Below are 19,644 nucleotides of genomic sequence, written 5' to 3'. Positions count from 1 at the left end.
GCATAATACTAATATAATTACATATCTTTGCATCATAAAGTTAAAGGTATAACTTCTTAGCGCTTACAATTGAGTCGTGGCCTTTACAATAAATTAACCAATGCTTACGTACTAAAAATGAATACAGAAAACACAAAAGCGCAAATGCGCAAAGGCATTCTGGAGTTCTGCATCTTAAGTCTGATCCGCAGTCGAGAAATGTATGTTTCCGATTTGATGGAAGAACTTAAAGGCGGAAAACTAGACGTAGTGGAAGGCACTCTGTACCCTCTACTCACTCGGCTGAAAAATGGAGAATTTCTCTCCTACCGATGGGAAGAATCCACTGGAGGCCCTCCCCGAAAATACTACCAAATCACAGACAAAGGCATTCTGTTTTTGGAAGAACTACAAAATACCTGGAACGAACTCACAAACTCAGTGAACCAAATCACTAGCAAAATTTAGAATATCATGAACAAAACACTATCCATAGGACTTGCAGGCTTCTCATTCGTAATCGAAGAGCACGCCTACATCAAACTAAGCGACTACCTACAGGCTCTAAAGAGCTCTCTAGATCCGCAGGAAGCTGAGGAAGTCATGCACGATATCGAAATTCGTATGGTCGAAATTTTCAAAGATATTCTCGGCGCTCGTGAGGTAATTAACGCAGACGACGTAGAGAAAGTCATTGCCCAGATTGGACGTCCCGAACAAATCGAGGAACAAGAAGAAGCATACTATTCCGAAACGAAAGAAAAAACTTCGAAAAAAGGTTCTACCTATACAGGACAAAGACAACTCTTTAGAGATCCGGAAAGACAAAAAATTGCGGGGGTTTGCGCTGGACTAGCGCATTATACAGGTCTTGACATCACCGTGATGCGAGCTATTTGGCTAGGATTTGCGGTCTTAGGTATCTTTACTGCAGCCATTTCTACCTCTGTGATTGCCCTTATCTATATCATTCTTTGGGTGGTTCTCCCTGTGGCCAAAACCGCATCGGACCATTTAAAAATGAAAGGAATGCCCGTAAACTTTGACAACCTAAAGGAAGAATCTAACAAGATTGTTCAATTTGCAAACGAATCCACTCAAAGAGTAGGAGAAATTTACAACGAGAACAAGCCGTATATTTCTTCGGCAACCAACGGACTTTGGAATGTAGCGCGCTACGTACTTGGGGGTCTTTTCCTACTGATGAGCATCTCGTGCATCATTGGAACCTTTGCTGTATTCGGCTTCATGGGATCCACTACGTTTAGCGGATTTAACGAACTCGACTTTCTTTTTGACGGAGATTCCTTAGGATGGTCGGTGAAAGCCATGGCCGTACTCGGAACCCTAATTCCTGCCCTTCTTTTTGGTTATTTTGCTCTCAAGCTTCTTTCTCCAAAAACGCAGATGAAAAATGTGGGGTATGTTCTACTCGCCTTGTTCGTAGCCTTAATCGGTATAGGTGCATTCTTTGGCATCAACGTAGCGAAGAAAAACATGATCTACAAAGGACACAACGAGGACACGGAGAATTTAGCGATTCCCACGACAAGCGATTCGATTTATGTCAACATCAACAAAGTAGAGATCCCTCAGAACTTCCGAGCGTACGACAACGATCTATTCTCAGATAAGAACCGCGTGTTCGAAGAGGATCATCCTGACGTGGACATCACTCGACAAGCGGGTATTACAGAGCCTTACTTAATTATCAAAAAAGAAGCGGAAGGATACAACGTACCACTAGACTTAAAAGTTCCAGTACAGGTCACAGGAAACACACTTTATCTTCCGAACTTCCTTCAATATTCTTACGACCACCGTTTCCGCGATTACAATGTGAGATACGAACTCGTGGTACCGATGGATACAAAAGTATTTAACCAAGCGGGTGAGTACCAAATGCGTATCAATGGGGATTTGGATGGAAACGGCATCGATGACGACGACGAGGACCAGGATGTCAATGGCGTGACAATCAAGTCTGATCAGGACAATCCGGGCGTACGCATCTCGAAATCTTTTGAAATGACCGTGGATGGAAAACGAATTTCTTACGACTCCAAAATGGGTGACAGTGTGATTATTGACAACAAAAAATACTCACAAAAAGAAGCGGATCGTATCTTGGATTCCATGGACATAGATTTGGGAAGCCTAAAGAATATCCATATTCAAAGTGGAAAAAAAGAAATCACAATTAAGACAAATTAATTGTAAATTTGTAAAACTGCTGCCAAAGGGTAGAGCTTAGAGAAAAAATAGACTCGGGGCGCCTCACTCTTAGTGCATTAGAAGTAAAATAAATTCCTGGATGTAATGCTCAATTCGATTCGATTGTCTTATCTTTACACAGCGGTATTTAAAATCTAGAAACCAACCCTTTAAAAAAGCATCTTATGGTACAGTTAGTTCTTGAGATTGTAATCAAAGTCATTGATTTCATCACCAATTTGTTTTAAGCGACTCAATTTTCAATATATTTGTAAAGTATAACCAATTACGTTGGTTATACTTTTTTGTTTCAACCTAAAAAGTCTTATGAAAAAATTAATCGGAAGCCTAGCCCTAAAACTCGTGGGATGGAAAGTGGTATTGCACGGCGATAAAGACAACCTCGATCGTTGTGTACTCGTGGTAGCACCCCATACGCACAACTCAGAATTTGTTCTGGGATGCCTCTCCTATTGGAAGCTAGGAAAACCCCTAAAAATTATAATTAAAGACCAGCATACCAAAGCGTGGTACGGCCCACTGGTCAAATGGATTGGAGGCGTAGGCATTGACCGCAGTCAGAAAAACGATCTAGTCAATTTCGTAGCCGAGGAATTTAAGAAGGACAATTTCAGCCTTGTTATTACGCCTGAAGGAACCCGAAGCTGGGTTCCAAAATGGAGAAAAGGATTTTACCACATGGCTATGAAAGCCAAAGTTCCCATTGTGATTGCAGGAGGATGCTACAAAAAGAAAACCGTCTTCCTAGCCTATCAAATCCCGTACGAGGAATTAGAGAAAATGACCTATGAAGAAGTTCTCGACGCGATAAATGACTATATTGTAAAAAACGACATTACTCCAAAAATACCAGAAAACTGGAACCCAAACATTTCTTAGACCATGGATATAAAAGAAAAAGAAGAACGTTTAAAGTCGCTGAACTCCTGGGGAAAAGAATCCATGGCGGTGACCCTTGGTATTCAATTTACGGACATTGATCAGGAGAGTCTTTCTGCCACCATGCCCGTGGAACCTAGAGTTCATCAACCCTACGGCATCTTGCACGGGGGAGCAAGTGTGGCTTTAGCCGAAACCCTTGGCTCTACCCTTTCAGTTCTACACGTAGACCGAGAGCTGTTTGCCCCTGTAGGAACCAACATCAACTCAAACCATCTTCGCAGCATAAAGCAAGGCCTCATCACCGGAAAAGCGACGTTTATCCGCAAAGGAAATACAATGCATGTTTCTCAAATTGAGATTCGCGATGAGCGCGGAAAGTTGATCAACCACACCACCATGACAAACAATATTATTCCACTTTCTAAACTAAAGTAATGCTTTATTTCAAGCTTCCTTTTTCTTCGGACTTCTATACAATTCAGGGAGAGACTTCAAAGGACTCCCTTCAGTTCATCTCTTTTGACGAAAAGAAAACCCTTAGCTTTGAAGGAACCCTTGAAAAAGTAAGTGAAAAGGAAATTCTAGACTCTGAATTTACCTCCTCACAGCTTACAGAAAACTCGGAGCTTACCCCTCAAACGAGGGAGCAGTACAATCAAAAATTAGAAGAGGCAATCGAATTAATTAACGAGCACCAGCTCGACAAGCTTGTGCTTTCGAGACGAAAGATGATCGCTTATAAAGAACTCTCGCTTTCTAAGAGTTTTCTCAATCTAACAAAAGCGTATCCCAAGGCCTTTTCCTATGTATTTACGAACGGAACTGAGAGCTGGATTGGCGCGTTCTCCGAATTACTCGGAGAATACGATCTTATAACAGGCCAATTTAAAACGATGAGTTTGGCAGGTACCCTTCCTTTAGATGAAGAATGGGAAGTAAAGGAGAAGGAGGAGCAGTTTGCGGTCACGCGATACATGGAATCGGTCCTTTCCAAATACTCGACAGAGATTAAGACCTCAGAGACCTATTCCCATCCCTCGGGCTCGATCAAACATTTGCGAACTGATTTTTCCTCTCAAGTAGACCCAGAAAATCTCGACGCATTGATTAAAGACCTTCATCCGACTCCGGCCGTTCTAGGGACGCCCAAAGACTTGTGCAGGCAACTTCTAGAAAAGCTCGAACCTTACCCAAGAGAATTCTATGGGGGCTACAGTAAGTTAAATGTGGGAAATAAACTCTATTTCTTTGTGACGCTTCGCTGCGCAAAACTATTTACTCGCTCAGCCCATCTTTTTGTGGGCGGAGGAATTACTGCGAAGAGCAGCGTCGAAAAAGAATTTCAAGAAACGGAGCTAAAAGCTCAGGCGATCGGAAATCAGCTCGAAATAATCTTTTAATTAGAAGCCTCTTTCTTTGCAGGAAGCTTAGACCAAGTACTTAAAACAAATACCAAAAGAAGTCCAATAATTCCAGCAACTAAAGAAACCACAAACTTCGTGTTCTCTTCATGAAGAAGTCCTTTGTCCCAATCTAAACCGTAAAGGTTTACACCTACAAAAAGTAAAAAGAGTACTAAAAAGATTTTATAAAGCCTTTGCATATCTGCTATAGTTTAAAAATGAATATACGATTGAATAAGTTCTGCAAAGTTACTCGTAAATAATTTAATAGAGATCGCTAAAAGGATAATTCCGAATACTTTTTCAATTACCTTAAGTGTAGAGCGTCCTAGCTTTCTTTCAATCAAACTTGCGGAGCGGAGCACAAGGTAAACAAACAAGGTATTGAGTAAGATTCCAAAGATAATATTGATGTCATGGTATTGCGCTTTCAAGGAAAGTGTAGTGGTTAAGGTTCCCGCTCCTGCAATCAAAGGAAAGGCAATCGGCACAATGGAAGCGGCCTTTGCCTCTTCGTGACGCTGAATTTGAACGCCCAAAATCATTTCAAGGGCAATAATAAAGATAACGAAAGCACCGGCAATGGCGAAGGAATTCACATCCACCCCAATAAAGCCAAGGATCTTATTCCCCACGAAAAGGAAAGAGATCATAATAAGTCCTGCCACAATGGAAGCTTTCCCCGATTCAATGGCTCCAAACTTTTGTTTCAAACTCACAATAATCGGAATTGAGCCGATGATGTCAATCACGGCAAAAAGAATCATTGAACAAGTAAAAATTTCTTTGAAAGAAAAATGGCTAAATACTTCCATAACTCAAATTATTAATTTCGCAAAAATATGAATAATAAATAATAATTATACAATTTTCGTATAAATTCTTTCTGCCTGCTGATAAAGCCCTTCTAGTGGCTCAGCGGCGTGCGCAGGGGCATACTTTTCGATCTTCACTTTCTGTCTAAAATCGCGATACTCCTCTGCGGCCATAGCCCCAAATTGGACTTCAAATTGCGATTTTAATCCTTTCGGGTTTGTTTCGGCTATTTTCTGCTGCGCTTTTGCATCCAATTCTTCAAGTCCTTCAAAAAAAGCATCTCGATTTCCATTGTTTGCATCTGTGGATAGCTCACTAAAGAGACTATCAAAGTTCATTTCCATTTCCCTTCGGATCTTCTGTTCCGTTTCATGGACCGAGCCTAAATCAACCCTTCCTGTTTTGGGATCGCTTTTCATGAGCCTTCTAAAGAGAGAATAGAAAAGTAAAATAACGGCTAAGAACACGGCTATAAGCGTGTAATTGGAAAGCAGCGCTTTCCAATTAAATTTGTCTTTTTCTTCTATCTTAAATTGAGTGGTCTGTACAATAGGAGTGTTGACGGTTTCGAGCACACTGTTGGTATACTCATTTACTTTCTCAATTGCAGACCGACTCCCTTTGATTTCTTCCTCGGTCAAAACGTTTACGACGACAGGACTCGGGTCTAGACTATGAAACTGCCCGTCTTTTGGATTAAAGTAAACAAACGGCATACTAGCCACTTGAAAGCGTCCTGCCACTTTTGGGATCAAAAGATATTTGGCGCTTACATAGCCGTCAAGTCCTCTTTTGCCCCCTAAAATGCGAGTAGTAACCTCAGGTCTAAACATCGAGCTCTCGCCCGTAACCGACAAATGAGGAAGCATCGTGCGACTTAAATTCCCAGCGCCGGTAAGGCGTAATTCAAAGGGAATCGCTTTTCCTACTTGCAAAGGTTCCTGCTTTAAGCTAGGAACGAGCGTAAGTTTATAATCCCCTACCGCTCCTTTGTACCCTTTGGGAGGCGCAGAAGGCAAATCTTTGACATGGAGCCTCACACTGCTGCTTCGCAGTTCGTGCGTTCGATTCCCTCCCTCCATTACGTTCACAGTGACCGGGGGAACTGCAAAGGAACCTGGTTCCTTTGGTATCACGAGCGCCATTCCAATGACTTGAGAAGATACTCCCGTTTTTTGCTGTATTTCGGATTTGTCAAACGCAACAGGCTTAAAACGCATATGATCGCTTTTAGGGAACTTTACTTTCCCTACCCGTCGCAGTTGATTAAAGTCTTTGCTATAGGCTCGAACAATCGCCATAGTAGGTTCACCCGGATAGATTTGCTTATCCTCAATCTCCATTTCGATCGAGATTTTGGAAAGGGAAGACTCCTGCGCAGCGCGCGCGTTAAAATCTCCTTCTCTAACCGTCACCTCAAAGGGATCGGTCATGTAAATCTGGCCGTTTACGGTCACAAGAAAAGATCCAATTTTGAACTTTCCACTGCCTTTAGGCTCTAATAAGAATTCGTAAATAAGTTGGTTGATTACGGTACTCGTGGAAGGGTCTCCATAGGTCTGTCGTACCGAACCCTGGCCTAAAACATGAAATTTAGACAAATCGGGTGTACGCAGGGGCGTTTCTTGAATCAGGTCGTTTCCGTTGAGTTCCTGAATCACATAGAGTGTGAATTTTTCCTTACCGTTAAGAACTTTCTTATCGGTATCTGCCAGTAGACTCACCTGAGCATCACTCAAACTCGAGACTAAAAGTACCAGAAAAAATAAGAACCTAGTCTTCATCACCAATCTTTCTCGTTGCTCCTTGGCATCGAATATGTATTTTTATTTAATATTTTTCTTGCCGTCTCTGATTCCCGGCCTTCCACTCGGTTCAGTAGTGCATTTTGCTCGTCTTTTGGCATCTGACTTCCTTTTGGTGCATTCCCTTGGTTCTCACCGTCCTCTCCTTTACCTTCTCCTCCTTCTCCTCCAGTGCCTTCACTTGGTTTTCCGTTGGGGTCCTTTTGGGCGTCTTTGCTTTTGTTATTGCCCTGGTTGCCACCACCGCCCCCGCCGGCATCCTGAGATTCTTTTTCTTTCTCTTTTAGCATGGCAATCTCGTAATTTCGCCTTGCTTCTTCTTGGTAAGGATCTAGCTTTAACGCCTTTTTGTAGGCCGCAGCGGCCCCTTTAGAATCGTCAAGCTTCATAAGGGAATTCCCCAAATTGTACTGCGCAACAAATCCTTCCTCTTTTGTCTTAGCGAAAGATAGGGCTTTTTCATATTCTGCCCTAGCCTCTGCAAATTTCTTTTCTTTATAAAGGGAATTTCCCAGATTGTAATGCGCCGCAAAATCGTTAGGGCTTTTTTCGACTGCACCTGAGAATTTGGATCTTGATTCCGCGAATTTCCCTTTTTCAAAATACTGATTCCCCTCGTGCATGAACAGCTTATAACTTGACTGAGCTTTTACAGTGTAAAAACCAAGCAAAACAAAGAGAAATAGAAAATAATTTTTTTTGACCATTGATGCTACAAAATTATTTCTTTTAATCTGAATATCTGAGGAGAAAACCGTTAAATTTTGGTTAAAACAGCCGCTTTGGGTGGCGCCTTAGAAGTGAAAACCTCTTTTCGGATTGAAAAGAAAGATCAGGAGCCAGAAAAAGAGCGATACGGCTAAGAAATATTGGTAATAATGCGTCGCATTTTGCGAATCCACATAGAGATTCGAATCGCTTGAAGCCCGCTTAAGCTCGTGCAGAATTTCTCTGGAGGCATTGTCAAGGGAATTTCCATTTACATAGCTGCCTTTGGTTCCCTCTGCCAGGGCTACAAGAGCCTTTTCCTCCCGTTTTGTGACCACAGGCTGACCATCAAGACCCATTTTATACCCTAGAAGTTGACCGTATAAATATTCAGGAACAGGAGCTCCCTCCGCAGTTCCAATTCCCACGCTAAGAATGCGAATGCCTTCTTTTTTCGCGAGGGACAAAGCTGCTTTTTGCTGCTCTTCATTGTCCTCTCCATCCGAGATCAAAACGACCTGTCTGGATCCTTTTGGAACCGATTTAAATTTCTTAGCCGCCTCCTGAATCGGCTTTAAAAAATCCGTTCCTTGCCTTTGCAAAATAGTCGTCTCAATTCCTTGAACGTAGGACTGCACCGCGGTAAAGTCTGTCGTTAAAGGAAGGATGGAGCGACCCTCTGCGGCAAAAACAACAATTCCGACTCGATCGTTTTCTAAACCTTGCAGGGTGTTAATTAATATGTTTTTTGCCATCGTGAGCCTACTGGGCTCTATGTCTTCCGCATTCATAGAACTGGACACATCGAGTAAAAATAGAACGTTGTTCATTTTCTGCTCGGATTTGATTTTCTCGCTTGCTCCTAAAACATCGACAATTGCAAAGACTAAAAATACAACCGCTACGAGATAGAAAAGAGGAAGAACTCTTGCCATTGGACTGCTTTTGAAAAACAACTGCTCTCTAAACCTTGGTTCTGCAAAGGCCTCACGAGATTCCCGTCTCCATCGCAAAAACGCGACGATAAGCACCCCTAAAAAAGGGACAAGTAGGAGTAGAAGCAGATAAAGAGGTTGGCCTAAGCTTACGTCCATGAGCGGTCTAATTAGAGTATAGTTTTAAAAAGCACCCATCTCAACAGGGCATCTACGAGTAAAATCAGCAGTGCCCCCAAGAGCAAATAGCGAAAATACTCGGTATAGTTATACATTTTCGAGGTTTTCACCTCGGATTTTTCAAGTTGGTTAATCTGCGCATACACATTTTGAAGCGCATCGTTTGAGGTCGCTCTAAAGTACTTCCCTCCCGTTTTTCTTGCAATGTCCAAAAGGGTGGGTTCATCAATCTTCACCTCAACTTCGGTAAAAACGAGGTCTCCAAAGATATCTAAATTCGTCGGCATTAAGGCGTAGCCGTTGGTTCCGATCCCAATGGTATAAACCTTAATTCCCAAACTTTGAGCCAAATCCGCTGCGACAAGTGGCGAGATGGAATTCTCAATCGTATTGACCCCGTCGGTCATCAAAATAATAATCTTCGTTTTGGCTTTGGAATGTCTTAAATGCGTGGCCGCGACGGACAGTCCGTCTCCAATTGCGGTCCCAGGCTCTAGTTCCATCGGATCAATTTGCTCGATTTCATCCAGCACAATTTGATGGTCTGAGGTTACCGGTACTTTGGTTAAGGCTTCCCCACTGTATGTCACAAGACCAATTCGGTCGGTGGGCCTGTCCTTCGCAAACTGACTTGCAATCTTTTGAAGCGCAGAGAGTCGATCGGGTTCTAGGTCTTTAGAAAGCATACTTAGAGAGGCATCCACCGTGAGCATAATGTCCATTCCTTTCGTATCGTCCTGAAGCTCTGAAATACTAAAAGTCCTTGGCCTAGCCATGGCTAGGAAAAGAAGACTTAAAATCAAGTATTTAGAAAGTTTTAAAAACTTTAACACAAGACCATAGCCTCTCGAAGCGTCCATATCTTCTAAGGAACTTACGCGAAGCTTCTGTTTTTTTTTCTTTGAAAAATCTCGAATCACAAGGGGAACAAAGAAAAGAAAGAGCAGAAGCATCCAGGGGCTTTCCCATTGAAAATTCAAATCAAACATCCTTTCTCAAATTTTCAAATTCTAAATCCTTGCTCGATTCTTTGACCATCTGTACCATCGAGTCGTAATCCTTCGTCATGGCCTCCTGGTCTGGGAAAATTTTTGCAAATTTCACGAGATCTCCTCTTGTGAATACTTCTTTTAGAACTGCTTCGCTCGGCTGCGAAACCGTTTGGTTCATATGAATAAGATCCAGTAAATCTTCCGTTAACAGAACGTCCGCAGGAATACGGTATTGACGCGTCAGAAAGGCTCTTGAAATGTCGATTAACTCCACATAGAAAAGTCGGTAATTTCCTTCTTCAATGTACTGTTTCTTCTTAAGCTGTGCGAGGGCCTTTAATGTTTGGTTGGTCGCTACTTTTGGAGAGTCTTTTTGTCGTTTTCCGTACTTTATGAATTGGTAGATTAAAAAGACAATTGCGAGTAAGGCGAGCAGTCCTAGTAAGTAAAACTTATAGAGGTCCCAATAGTCTTTCATATTGAGTTTTACCTCCCTGTTTTTCATGATGTCATTAATTTGATCGCCCTTTTGCGCTGTGTTCACGACTTCTAATGTGTAAGGAATGGTTTTTAAAACTTTCTCTCCCACTTTCACCTCAAAGGCAGGAAGCGTAAAGGTACCTTCCTCAAAAACCGTAAAGGTAATGAGGCGCTCGTAATGATCTCCTTGCAAAGAAATACTGTCTTTAATCTCTTCGAAGTGAAACGGCAGCAACTCCCCTCGAGGGGCAAGCTGTACGTTTTGTCCGTTTAAATTTTCAATTCGGATCTTGTAGGTATTAGGCTCCGCGAGTGCAATGGTTTTCTTTTCTAGTACAGAAAAAAGCGTTTGACTACTTACACCTAGGCTCCAAAGCCCAAAAAGCAGATAGATAAGTTTTTTCAATCTCCTTACGTTTATCGGTTTAAAAAATACTGGTGCAGGGCACGCGTATACGGTGCTCCCGTGTTTAATTCAATAAGTCCTGCACTGTGTTTTTCCAAAATTTCTTTTAATTTTCGGGCTTTGGTTCTTCTCGCTTCGGCGAAATTATAGCGCCAGCGTTTGCTCGAAGTATTGACCCATTTGACTTCTCCTGTTTCGGAATCTTCAAAAGCTAAGTAGCCTAAATTCGGAAGTTCTAAATCGCTTCGATCGTTGACCCGAAAGGCGAGCAAACTGTGGCTTCTTGCCGCTACCCCAAGGGTTCTTTGCTCAATTTCTTCTTGAAAATCCGATATCATAAAGACAAAGGATTTCTTTTTGAACACTTTCATAAGATACGAAAGTGCATCGGCGTGATTGCTTTTGGCGCGGACGGGCTCAAAAGAAAGAATCAAAGAAAGAATCGAAAGCACATGCTTTCTGCCTTTACTCGGAGGAATCACTTTATAAACTTTGTCGGCATAGAGGATCAGTCCGACTTTGTCCTGATTGCCTGCCGCTGAAAATCCGATACTCGCGCAGATTTCAGCCATGTATTCTCTTTTTAAAGCGCTGTGGGTTCCAAAATCCATCGAGGAAGACACGTCCACCATGAGAATGACGCTGAGCTCTCTTTCCTCCTGCATTACCTTTACATAAGGCTCTTTAAATCGTGCCGTTTTGTTCCAATCAATTCTCCGAATCTCATCGCCAGGCTCGTAGGGTCTAATCTCAGAAAAGACCATCCCTTGTCCTTTAAAGGAACTATGGTACTGCCCCATAAGCGCAGCCTGGCTTTTGTGCCGGGTGCGTATCTCAATCTGTTTGACTTTCTTTACAAGCTCTTTAATGTCCATAGAATTCGTTCCTTTCTCTTCTTCCTTTCGTAACAGAGAGTTTCTCTTTTTACGGCGCTTGAATTTTCGCTAGAATCTTTTCAATTAAAGCCTCCGTAGTTAATTCTTCCGCCTGGGCCTCAAAGCTAAGGCCAATTCTATGTCTTAGAACATCCATTGCGACGGCTTTCACATCTTCCGGAATCACAAAGGCGCGGTTTTGCAAGAAGGCATGCGCGCGACTGGCAATGGCTAAATTAATGGAAGCTCTTGGAGAAGCTCCAAACGTAAGAAAATCGGAGAGTTCACTCAGTCCGTATTTTTCAGGATACCTTGTGGCAAACACCATATCCAGAATATACTTTTCAATTTTTTCATCTAAGTAGATCTGATTCACGATGGTTCTTGCTTCTAGAATCTGATCTAAGCTAAGGACTGCATTAATGGTCTCAGGAGTCCCCGTAGCCACACGTCTCATCACTTCTCTTTCGTCTTCAAAGTCCGGATAGTCGATCGTACATTTAAGCATGAATCGGTCACTTTGTGCTTCGGGAAGCGTATAGGTTCCTTCTTGGTCGATCGGGTTTTGCGTCGCAAGAACGAGAAAGGGTCTGGGTAGAGCCATGGTTTCATCGCCAATGGTCACCTGCCTTTCTTGCATCGCTTCTAAAAGTGCAGACTGCACTTTCGAGGGCGCTCTGTTAATCTCATCCGCAAGGACAAAGTTTGCAAAAATAGGACCTCGCTTGATTAAAAAATCGTTCTCCTTAATGTTGTAAATTTGGGTTCCAATCACGTCCGCTGGAAGAAGGTCCGGTGTAAATTGGATTCTTGAAAAATCGCCATGCACCGCCTGGGCCAAAGATTTGATGGCTAAGGTTTTGGCTAGGCCGGGAACTCCCTCTAATAAAACGTGTCCGCTTCCCAGAAGCCCAATGAGCAGTCGGTCTATCATATAGGACTGCCCGACTATGGCTTTGTTAATTTCCTGTTTTAAACGTGTAAAATGAGCGTTGGTTTCGGTAAGCTTATGCGTAAGAATCTGAAGCTCTTCAGCCTGCTTTATTTCTGACATAAATTGAATTTAATATTGCGTGGGTAAAATTGCGATAAATACAAGCAAAAGTCAACACAATTAGTGCCAATTTCGCGTTAAAATTTGTTAAATGTAAAAGCGCCGGAATTGGGCTATAGAACCCTCTTTCTTTTGCTTTCTAAGTGCAATTTACAAGATTTTTGGCTTTGAAACTCAAATTTTGTCTTTGAATTTATATTTGCCTCCCCGCTCCTAACTCTGAAAAACCAAAGCCCACGGTACCTGTAACCCTCTAAAATAAAGGAAAGAAGGATGTTTTTATCTGCGTGGATAACAGGACACAAACTAAGTTAGCATGAATAGAGGCTTAGTAGGGCAAGTACTTCCACAAAAATCTTCTAAGGGAAAAGGGGGCCTTTGCCTCCTCTATTCGCATGCCTAAGGGGAACTTAAATGTAGCGCCTCTACTTGTGATTTACAATTAATTAAAGTACTTTTGAGGCTTAAAACCAAGTCTTATGACCTATCAATTTCAGACCCATAAAACGGTCAGAAAGAACTTAAAGGAAATCCTAGATTCCACTCCGTACGAGGAGCTTATGCTCATTCCCGATGGATTCAATAACAACCTATATTGGAACATTGCGCACTGCGTAGCGACCCAACAACTTCTTCATTATTACCTAAGTGGCAATTCGTTTCGAATTGATAAATACTGGGTGGAAACCTACAAAAAAGGAACACTTCCCAACCTAGACGTCTCCACTTCAGAAATAGAAGACCTCGGGTTCTTGCTCACGGAGACTTCCAAGATTTTAGCAAAAGATTACGATGCGAAGCTCTTTACAGACTATTCGAATTATCCCACAAGTTTTGGGATCTCCCTTAGTTCCATTGAAGAGGCCATTCAGTTTAACAACCTGCACGAGGGACTACACTACGGCTATGCCCTTGCACAAAAACGCGCCATTTTAGGCGAAACCCATTAATATGAAAGATTTTAACTCAAGCGAAGGTATCGATAAGAAAGACGACATGGTCTTTGGAATCCATCCCGTGATGGAAGCCATTGAAAGTGGCAAAAACATTGACAAGATTTTTGTTCAAAACCAACTGGTTGGAGCGAATGTACAGGAACTTAAAGCCTTACTCGCAAAGCACAAAATTCGTCCCAATTATGTACCAGTCGAAAAACTAAACCGACTCACTAGAAAAACCCACCAAGGGGTTGTGGCTTTTATCGCTCAGGTCCCTATTTACAGCATTGAAGACATTTTACCCGGAATGCTCGAGGAAGGGAAAACTCCTTTCCTTCTTATTTTAGATCGACTCACGGACGTAAGAAACTTTGGTGCGATCTGCCGTACGGCAGAGTGCGTAGGCATTGATGCCGTGATTGTCCCAGAAAAAGGAGGCGCACCGATCTCCTCGGATTCGATTAAGACTTCGGCCGGAGCCCTTTTCAACATTAAAATATGCAAAGAGAAAAACCTAGCCCACACCGTGGACTATCTTCAACAAAACGGAGTGCTTGTGTATGCTGCGACAGAGAAAGCTCAAAAACTAGCCTACGATGTAGACTTCAATGAACCTTGCGCCCTTGTGATGGGGAACGAAGAGAGCGGAATTTCAAAAGAAGTGCTACACCATGCAGACGAAAAAATCAAACTTCCTATTGAAGGAAAAACCCAATCTCTAAACGTATCGGTAGCCACGGGTGCGATCCTGTACGAGGCCATTCGTCAAAAATCTCTTTCCCTTAAACTCGAATCGTAAGATTCACCACATTCGACTTAATTTATGAAAAAATATACCATTGTTCTTTTTGCCCTACTAAGTGTGACCGCTTGCAAAAAAGAAAACACAAGTTCAACGACTACTTCAAAAACAGATAGCCTTGCTCCCAATGCGTCTACATCCGATTCCACTGCGGTGTTAGGGGCTGAGAGTGCAGGACCTGCCATTGCTCAGAAGGAGGGGGTCTATACCCAAAACTTCAAATTAGCGATTGGAGAAACCTATCCTCTTACCACCTACCAAAGAAACCTTCAATCGGTCGTGGGACCGGACGGCAAGACCCAAAGGGCATCCAGCAATTCTACGGACGAGATGAGCTTTACGGTGAATGATTTGAAAGACGGAGTCTATGACATCACGATTAATTTAGTTGGAAAAACCAATTCCCAAACGGCCGCAGGAAAAACGCAGACGGTGGACACCAAAGGAAAAGAACCTGAGGACCCTCAATTAAAGATGATGTGGCATATGAACCGTGCACTTACGGGGAACAAACTTCAAATGAAAATGGATTCCAAAGGAGAAGTTCTATCCATTACTGGATTTGACCCAATCTATAAGAAAATCACAACAGCCGCCACTTCTCAAATCAAAGAAGCTGCGCAAAAAGAAGGTTTCCTTCAAAGCTTCAAGGATAGCTTCAACGAAAATACCATTAAGGAGCAGTTTACCAAAAACCTAATGGTTCTCCCAAAAGCCGGAGCGAAAATTGGACAAAAATGGAGTGAGACCGAAAATGCAGCACCGGACGGTTCTGTAAAACTAACGACGAATTACACGCTTGAAAAAGTAGAAAATGGAATCGTTACCATTAAAGTAACCGGCGGCATTCCGAAAAAATCAGACAAGAAAACAAACGAGGGAGTGACCCATACGATCTCCTCTGAGCTGACTCAAAGCGGAAGTGTGAAGCTGGATCAGGCCACAGGTTGGATTAAAAACCAAAACGTGAGCGTGAAAACCACGCAAAGCCAAACGCTTTCCGATGGAAAACAAAGCGAAACCATGAAAAGCGAGTCGACTTCCACTGTCATTGTCAACCCTGAAAAATAAAGATTTTTACTTCTCATGAAATTCATCCTTCTTACGATACTCTCTACGATCATCATTTTCTTTGTGTGGAATATTTTAAAGAGACTCTTTTTCAACAAATTCTATCAATTTCCTAGTCCAAAAAAGAGTACACAAAGTCCTAAAGAAAAATTGAAGTCCAATTTAAAATGGGACGCTGAAACGGTAGAGTATGAAGAGTTAAACGACAAAGCAAATGGCCAAAAAGACTAATCTCCTATTCATAGTTCTTTCCTTAGGGATTTTACTTGCCATCTCCCTCTTGTACCTCTCTCCTGTTCTTACGGGTAAGAGTGTCATTCAGCCCGACATCGTGCATTACAAAGGAGGCGCAAGTGAACTTTTGGATTACCGCGCGGCCCACGGACAGGAAACCTATTGGAGCGATGCCATGTTTGGGGGTATGCCTACTTACCAATCGGGAGCTCAATTTCGAGGCGATTTAATTAAGCAAGTAGATTATGCGCTGCAGATTTTGCCAAGGCCTGCCAATTATATTTTCCTACTCATGGCGGGGTTCTTTTTGCTTGGCTATGTGGTGACCAAAAGCTGGAAGTACGCCCTTTTAGGGGCAACCTTTTTTGGTCTTTCCACCTATTTTTACATCATTATTGCGGCCGGGCACAATGGAAAAGTCCATACCCTCGCCTATTTTGCGCCTTTGCTAGCAGGAATTCTCCTGGTTTACATTCGAAAGAAATACCTACTCGGGTTTGTTCTCACCACGCTTTTCATGGGACTGCAAATTGCAGCGAACCACCCTCAAATGACCTACTATCTCTTTATTGCCCTTGGACTTCTTTTTCTATCGGAACTCTACAGAGCGATAAAAGACAAAACGAGACTTCGTCACTTTTTAGTGAGTTCCGGAATTCTGGCGCTCGCGTTTGTTCTAGGCGTCGGAATGAATTCACAAAGATTACTTGCGAATGCCGAATTTGTAAAGGAAACAACCCGTGGAAAACAGATTCTAGACAACCCTACCCAATCGAGTACGAAATCCGGTCTTGACAAAGAATCCATTACGATGTGGAGCTATGGAAAGCTCGAAACTTTAAACCTCTTCATTCCACGCCTAATGGGCGGCGCGAGTAGCGAAGAAGGATCTGACAAGATCATGGAAGGATTCCAGACTTTGGTGCAAGAGAACGTACAGAGTCAGGCGCAGTGGGATCGAATCTCTCAAGGCCTTCGAAGTTTAACTTACTGGGGCGAGCAGCCGGGAACCTCGGGACCTGCTTACCAGGGTGCGGTGGTTGTTTTCCTTGCTATACTAGGATTTTTCTTTGTTCGAAAAAAGTACCGATACTGGATCTTAGGAGCCAGTATCCTAACGATTCTACTCGCATGGGGGCATAACTTCTCCCTACTCACCGACTTTTTCATTGAGTACATTCCTTTGTACAACAAATTTAGAGCGCCTTCCTCCATTTTAGTGGTGGTAGAACTTCTGCTGCCTTTGGTGGCCATTTTAGGACTGTATCAGTTCTATCAAAGCTCGGAAATCTCCAAGGAAAAAAAGCAGAAAACACTTATCCGGGTCAGTGCAGCGGTGGGTCTGTTTTTAGTTTTACTTCTTCTAGGCGGAAAATCGCTTTTAGGTTTCTATACGCCTAGTGAAAAGACCTATCTTCCCCCTTATTTATTAGACTATTTGACAGAAAACCGTCATTCGGTTTTTGTCCAAGACACGCTAAAAACTTTGGGCTATGTCGCACTTGTCTTTGCTCTACTCTTTTTGAGTCTAAGACAAAAGCTATCTCAAAACGTCGTTTTAATCGCAATTGGTCTTCTTAGTTTAGTGGATCTTTGGAGCGTAAACAAACGCTATTTAAACGACACCAATTTCGTTGAAAAAGCCTTTGCAGAGCAGCCTTTTTTAACCGAAGACTCTGAATTCTTACAGGAAAAAGCGAAGGACAATTCGTACATTCAAGGACTTTTAGGCCAAATCCCGGTGAATAGGGCTTTAGAAGAAATAACCACGACAGACACGAGTCATTATCGGATCTACAACCAAACTTTAGGAACTTTTGGTGAGACCAATACGTCGTACTTTAAATCTTCCATTGGAGGCTATTCCGCTGCGAAATTAAGAAGGTACGATGACCTCATCGATCGGTATTTCTTAAGAGGGGATTCTGTACAAACTCCCAAAGTACTGAATCTCTTAAATGCGAAATACCTCATCTACGGCTCGACCGCAGATCCACAAGTGGCCCTGAATCCAGACGCAAACGGTCCGGGCTGGCTAGTCTCAGAAGTTCTCTTCACGAAAACAGCCAATGAGGAATTTGAAGCGATCGGTCAGGTAGACAGCAAAAAAGTAGCGGTCATTAATGCAGCAGACCAATCTTATCTCGAAGGAAAACCTCTTGCCGCGGATTCCACTGCAAGCTTTACCCTCACAGACTACAAAGCCAATGAGATTGCATTTGCATCCAAATCCAAAACGCCTCAATTGGCCGTGATATCAGAAATGTACTATCCGTATGGATGGAAAGCCTATGTCGATCAAAAACCTGTGGAGTACATAAAAGTAAATTATCTTTTACGAGGAATCTATCTGCCCGAAGGAAGTCATGAAGTAAAAATGGTCTTTCAGCCAGAGGTCATTCAAAAAGGAAAACTTTATTCTCTTTTGAGTACGGGTCTTTTTGTACTTCTTGCCGGACTTGGATTCTATATCGAACGAAAAAAGAAGCCTACAAAACCTACCAACAAGGAGGTTAAGGAGCTAGAGGGAGCGTAAAATGAACAAAAAAAAAGTTTTAATCATCACGTATTATTGGCCTCCCGCAGGGGGTCCCGGCGTACAGCGATGGCTAAAATTCACAAAATACTTGCCTGAGTTTGGGTATGAGCCCTATGTCTATACGCCTGAAAACCCCAGTTACCCTCTTTTAGATCCATCGCTAGAGAAGCAGGTTCCTAAGGAACTCACGCTGGTACAAACCAAAATTTGGGAACCCTATCAATTGGCTGAACTCCTTAGTTCAAGCAACCAAAAATACAAAGCCGGTCAGTTTGATAAGGTAGAGAACCAGAGCCTAAAAGGAAGACTTTCCATCTGGGTTCGAGGGAATTTCTTTATCCCGGATGCCCGAAAGTTTTGGGTGAAGCCTTCGCTTCGTTTTCTAAAAACCTATTTGAAGAAGAACAGCATTGATACGGTGATTACTTCGGGTCCACCCCATTCTATGCACCTAATTGGTCTTGGACTCAAAAAAGAGGATCCCTCCCTAAAATGGATTGCGGATTTTCGAGATCCGTGGACAGAAATATCCTACTACAAGCATTTAAAACTCTCCAAGTGGGCGGATCGCAGGCATCACGCACTAGAAAAAGAAGTACTGCAAACCGCGGATCTCACTTTGGCAACCAGTTACTCTGACGCAGAGCAGTTTAAATCCTTAGGTGCTAATGCGATTTGCATCACCAATGGATTTGACCCAAGCGATTTGCCTGCTATCTCAAACGATAGCCCTAAGTCCGATTCAAAGTTCAGCCTCAGTTATATTGGCGTTTTAGAACAATTAAGAAATCCCCAGCTGCTTTGGGATGTTTTAATTGAGCTTGTAGAAAGCGAAAAAGCATGGAAAGAGAAGCTTGAGCTTCGTTTTGTGGGTCGAATCGACCCCAAACTTCTAGAAAGTCTTCAAAGCTCCCCGCTGTCCCCTCACCTAAAGGAACTAGGCTATCTCTCCCATGAAGAGGCCTTAGCTCAAATGCAAAAAGCTTCCTTACTTCTGATCACCAATTTTCCTTCAAGTGCCTCTAAAGGCATTATCCCAGGAAAACTTTTTGAGTACTTGGCCTCTGAAAAACGAATTTTGTCCTTTGGACCTCCCTCTGCAGATGTACAGAAGATTCTAGAAGAAACGAAAAGCGGGTCTCATTTTGCGTATGACGAATCGAGCGCGCTTAAAGAATTTTTGAAAAAAGAAATGGACCTTTTTGAGTCCGGCGAAAAAAAACAAGGCTCGGCTTCCATTGAAAAATTTACAAGACGCTCTTTAACAAAGTCTCTTGTCAGTGCCCTTGAACGTTTAATTCCTTAAACTC

20 protein-coding genes are annotated in these 19,644 nt (G+C 42.6%); 11 read left to right on the top strand and 9 right to left on the bottom strand.

Annotated elements, in window-relative coordinates; all coding sequences use genetic code 11:
• The first annotated feature begins 117 nt into the window (after positions 1 to 117).
• From ACX3PZ_RS06295 to ACX3PZ_RS06275, 5 genes are all read left to right on the top strand, one after another.
• A complete protein-coding gene (locus ACX3PZ_RS06295; RefSeq protein ID WP_459083654.1) occupies positions 118 to 447 on the top strand; it encodes a PadR family transcriptional regulator in 330 nt (109 codons plus the stop codon).
• Between the two features lie 6 nt (positions 448 to 453).
• Positions 454 to 2,193, top strand: coding sequence for a PspC domain-containing protein (locus ACX3PZ_RS06290; RefSeq protein WP_459112271.1), 1,740 nt, complete (start codon positions 454 to 456; stop codon positions 2,191 to 2,193).
• A gap of 327 nt (positions 2,194 to 2,520) precedes the next feature.
• Entirely contained in the window at positions 2,521 to 3,093 is a 573-nt protein-coding gene (locus tag ACX3PZ_RS06285; protein WP_459112270.1) for a 1-acyl-sn-glycerol-3-phosphate acyltransferase, read from the top strand.
• Positions 3,094 to 3,096: 3 nt separating this feature from the next.
• Positions 3,097 to 3,531, top strand: a complete 435-nt coding sequence (locus ACX3PZ_RS06280) for a PaaI family thioesterase (protein WP_459112269.1) — start codon at positions 3,097 to 3,099, stop codon at positions 3,529 to 3,531.
• Complete coding sequence (locus ACX3PZ_RS06275; RefSeq protein WP_459112268.1) at positions 3,531 to 4,496, top strand: chorismate-binding protein; 966 nt, start codon at positions 3,531 to 3,533, stop codon at positions 4,494 to 4,496. Before ACX3PZ_RS06280 ends, ACX3PZ_RS06275 begins: the two co-directional genes overlap by 1 nt.
• Here ACX3PZ_RS06275 and ACX3PZ_RS06270 read toward each other — a convergent pair.
• The 9 genes from ACX3PZ_RS06270 to ACX3PZ_RS06230 form a co-directional block, all read right to left on the bottom strand.
• Complete coding sequence (locus ACX3PZ_RS06270; protein WP_459112267.1) at positions 4,493 to 4,699, bottom strand: hypothetical protein; 207 nt, start codon at positions 4,697 to 4,699, stop codon at positions 4,493 to 4,495. The two genes, ACX3PZ_RS06275 and ACX3PZ_RS06270, sit on opposite strands and share 4 nt — an antisense overlap.
• Before the next feature lie 12 nt (positions 4,700 to 4,711).
• The gene (locus tag ACX3PZ_RS06265) at positions 4,712 to 5,314 is read right to left on the bottom strand and encodes a MarC family protein (RefSeq protein WP_459112266.1); all 603 of its coding nucleotides are present in this window, start codon (positions 5,312 to 5,314) and stop codon (positions 4,712 to 4,714) included.
• A gap of 45 nt (positions 5,315 to 5,359) precedes the next feature.
• Complete coding sequence (locus tag ACX3PZ_RS06260) at positions 5,360 to 7,099, bottom strand: BatD family protein (RefSeq protein ID WP_459112265.1); 1,740 nt, start codon at positions 7,097 to 7,099, stop codon at positions 5,360 to 5,362.
• A complete protein-coding gene (locus tag ACX3PZ_RS06255; RefSeq protein ID WP_459112264.1) occupies positions 7,099 to 7,827 on the bottom strand; it encodes a tetratricopeptide repeat protein in 729 nt (242 codons plus the stop codon). The genes ACX3PZ_RS06260 and ACX3PZ_RS06255 overlap by 1 nt, the downstream gene beginning before the upstream one ends.
• An 87-nt stretch (positions 7,828 to 7,914) precedes the next feature.
• A complete protein-coding gene (locus tag ACX3PZ_RS06250; protein WP_459112263.1) occupies positions 7,915 to 8,922 on the bottom strand; it encodes a vWA domain-containing protein in 1,008 nt (335 codons plus the stop codon).
• An 11-nt stretch (positions 8,923 to 8,933) separates the two neighbouring features.
• The gene (locus ACX3PZ_RS06245; RefSeq protein WP_459112262.1) at positions 8,934 to 9,932 is read right to left on the bottom strand and encodes a VWA domain-containing protein; all 999 of its coding nucleotides are present in this window, start codon (positions 9,930 to 9,932) and stop codon (positions 8,934 to 8,936) included.
• On the bottom strand, positions 9,925 to 10,821 hold the full coding sequence (locus ACX3PZ_RS06240; protein ID WP_459112261.1) for a BatD family protein: 897 nt from the start codon (positions 10,819 to 10,821) through the stop codon (positions 9,925 to 9,927). The genes ACX3PZ_RS06245 and ACX3PZ_RS06240 overlap by 8 nt, the downstream gene beginning before the upstream one ends.
• An 11-nt stretch (positions 10,822 to 10,832) precedes the next feature.
• Entirely contained in the window at positions 10,833 to 11,696 is an 864-nt protein-coding gene (locus ACX3PZ_RS06235; RefSeq protein ID WP_459083642.1) for a DUF58 domain-containing protein, read from the bottom strand.
• A gap of 49 nt (positions 11,697 to 11,745) precedes the next feature.
• The gene (locus ACX3PZ_RS06230) at positions 11,746 to 12,750 is read right to left on the bottom strand and encodes an AAA family ATPase (protein ID WP_459112260.1); all 1,005 of its coding nucleotides are present in this window, start codon (positions 12,748 to 12,750) and stop codon (positions 11,746 to 11,748) included.
• A 479-nt stretch (positions 12,751 to 13,229) separates the two neighbouring features.
• Between ACX3PZ_RS06230 and ACX3PZ_RS06225 the strand changes: the two genes are divergently transcribed.
• Genes ACX3PZ_RS06225 through ACX3PZ_RS06200 form a run of 6 tightly spaced genes read left to right on the top strand, consistent with a single transcriptional unit; the run spans position 13,230 to position 19,640 of the window.
• Complete coding sequence (locus tag ACX3PZ_RS06225; protein ID WP_459083640.1) at positions 13,230 to 13,700, top strand: DinB family protein; 471 nt, start codon at positions 13,230 to 13,232, stop codon at positions 13,698 to 13,700.
• A 1-nt stretch (position 13,701) separates the two neighbouring features.
• Complete coding sequence (rlmB, locus tag ACX3PZ_RS06220) at positions 13,702 to 14,487, top strand: 23S rRNA (guanosine(2251)-2'-O)-methyltransferase RlmB (protein ID WP_459083639.1); 786 nt, start codon at positions 13,702 to 13,704, stop codon at positions 14,485 to 14,487.
• Between the two features lie 24 nt (positions 14,488 to 14,511).
• Positions 14,512 to 15,561, top strand: a complete 1,050-nt coding sequence (locus ACX3PZ_RS06215; protein WP_459112259.1) for a DUF6263 family protein — start codon at positions 14,512 to 14,514, stop codon at positions 15,559 to 15,561.
• A gap of 15 nt (positions 15,562 to 15,576) precedes the next feature.
• Positions 15,577 to 15,792 carry a hypothetical protein gene (locus ACX3PZ_RS06210; RefSeq protein ID WP_459083637.1) on the top strand — a complete coding sequence of 72 codons (216 nt, stop codon included), beginning with the start codon at positions 15,577 to 15,579 and terminating at the stop codon, positions 15,790 to 15,792.
• Positions 15,776 to 18,331 (top strand): YfhO family protein, encoded by a 2,556-nt coding sequence (locus ACX3PZ_RS06205; RefSeq protein WP_459112258.1) that lies wholly within the window; start codon positions 15,776 to 15,778, stop codon positions 18,329 to 18,331. The genes ACX3PZ_RS06210 and ACX3PZ_RS06205 overlap by 17 nt, the downstream gene beginning before the upstream one ends.
• A gap of 1 nt (position 18,332) precedes the next feature.
• Positions 18,333 to 19,640, top strand: a complete 1,308-nt coding sequence (locus ACX3PZ_RS06200; RefSeq protein ID WP_459112257.1) for a glycosyltransferase family protein — start codon at positions 18,333 to 18,335, stop codon at positions 19,638 to 19,640.
• The last annotated feature ends 4 nt before the right edge of the window (positions 19,641 to 19,644 follow it).

Source organism: Chryseobacterium sp. A321 (assembly GCF_054489265.1).
The sequence above is the reverse complement of the archived record's forward strand: the minus strand, read 5'-3'. Positions and strand labels throughout refer to the sequence as shown.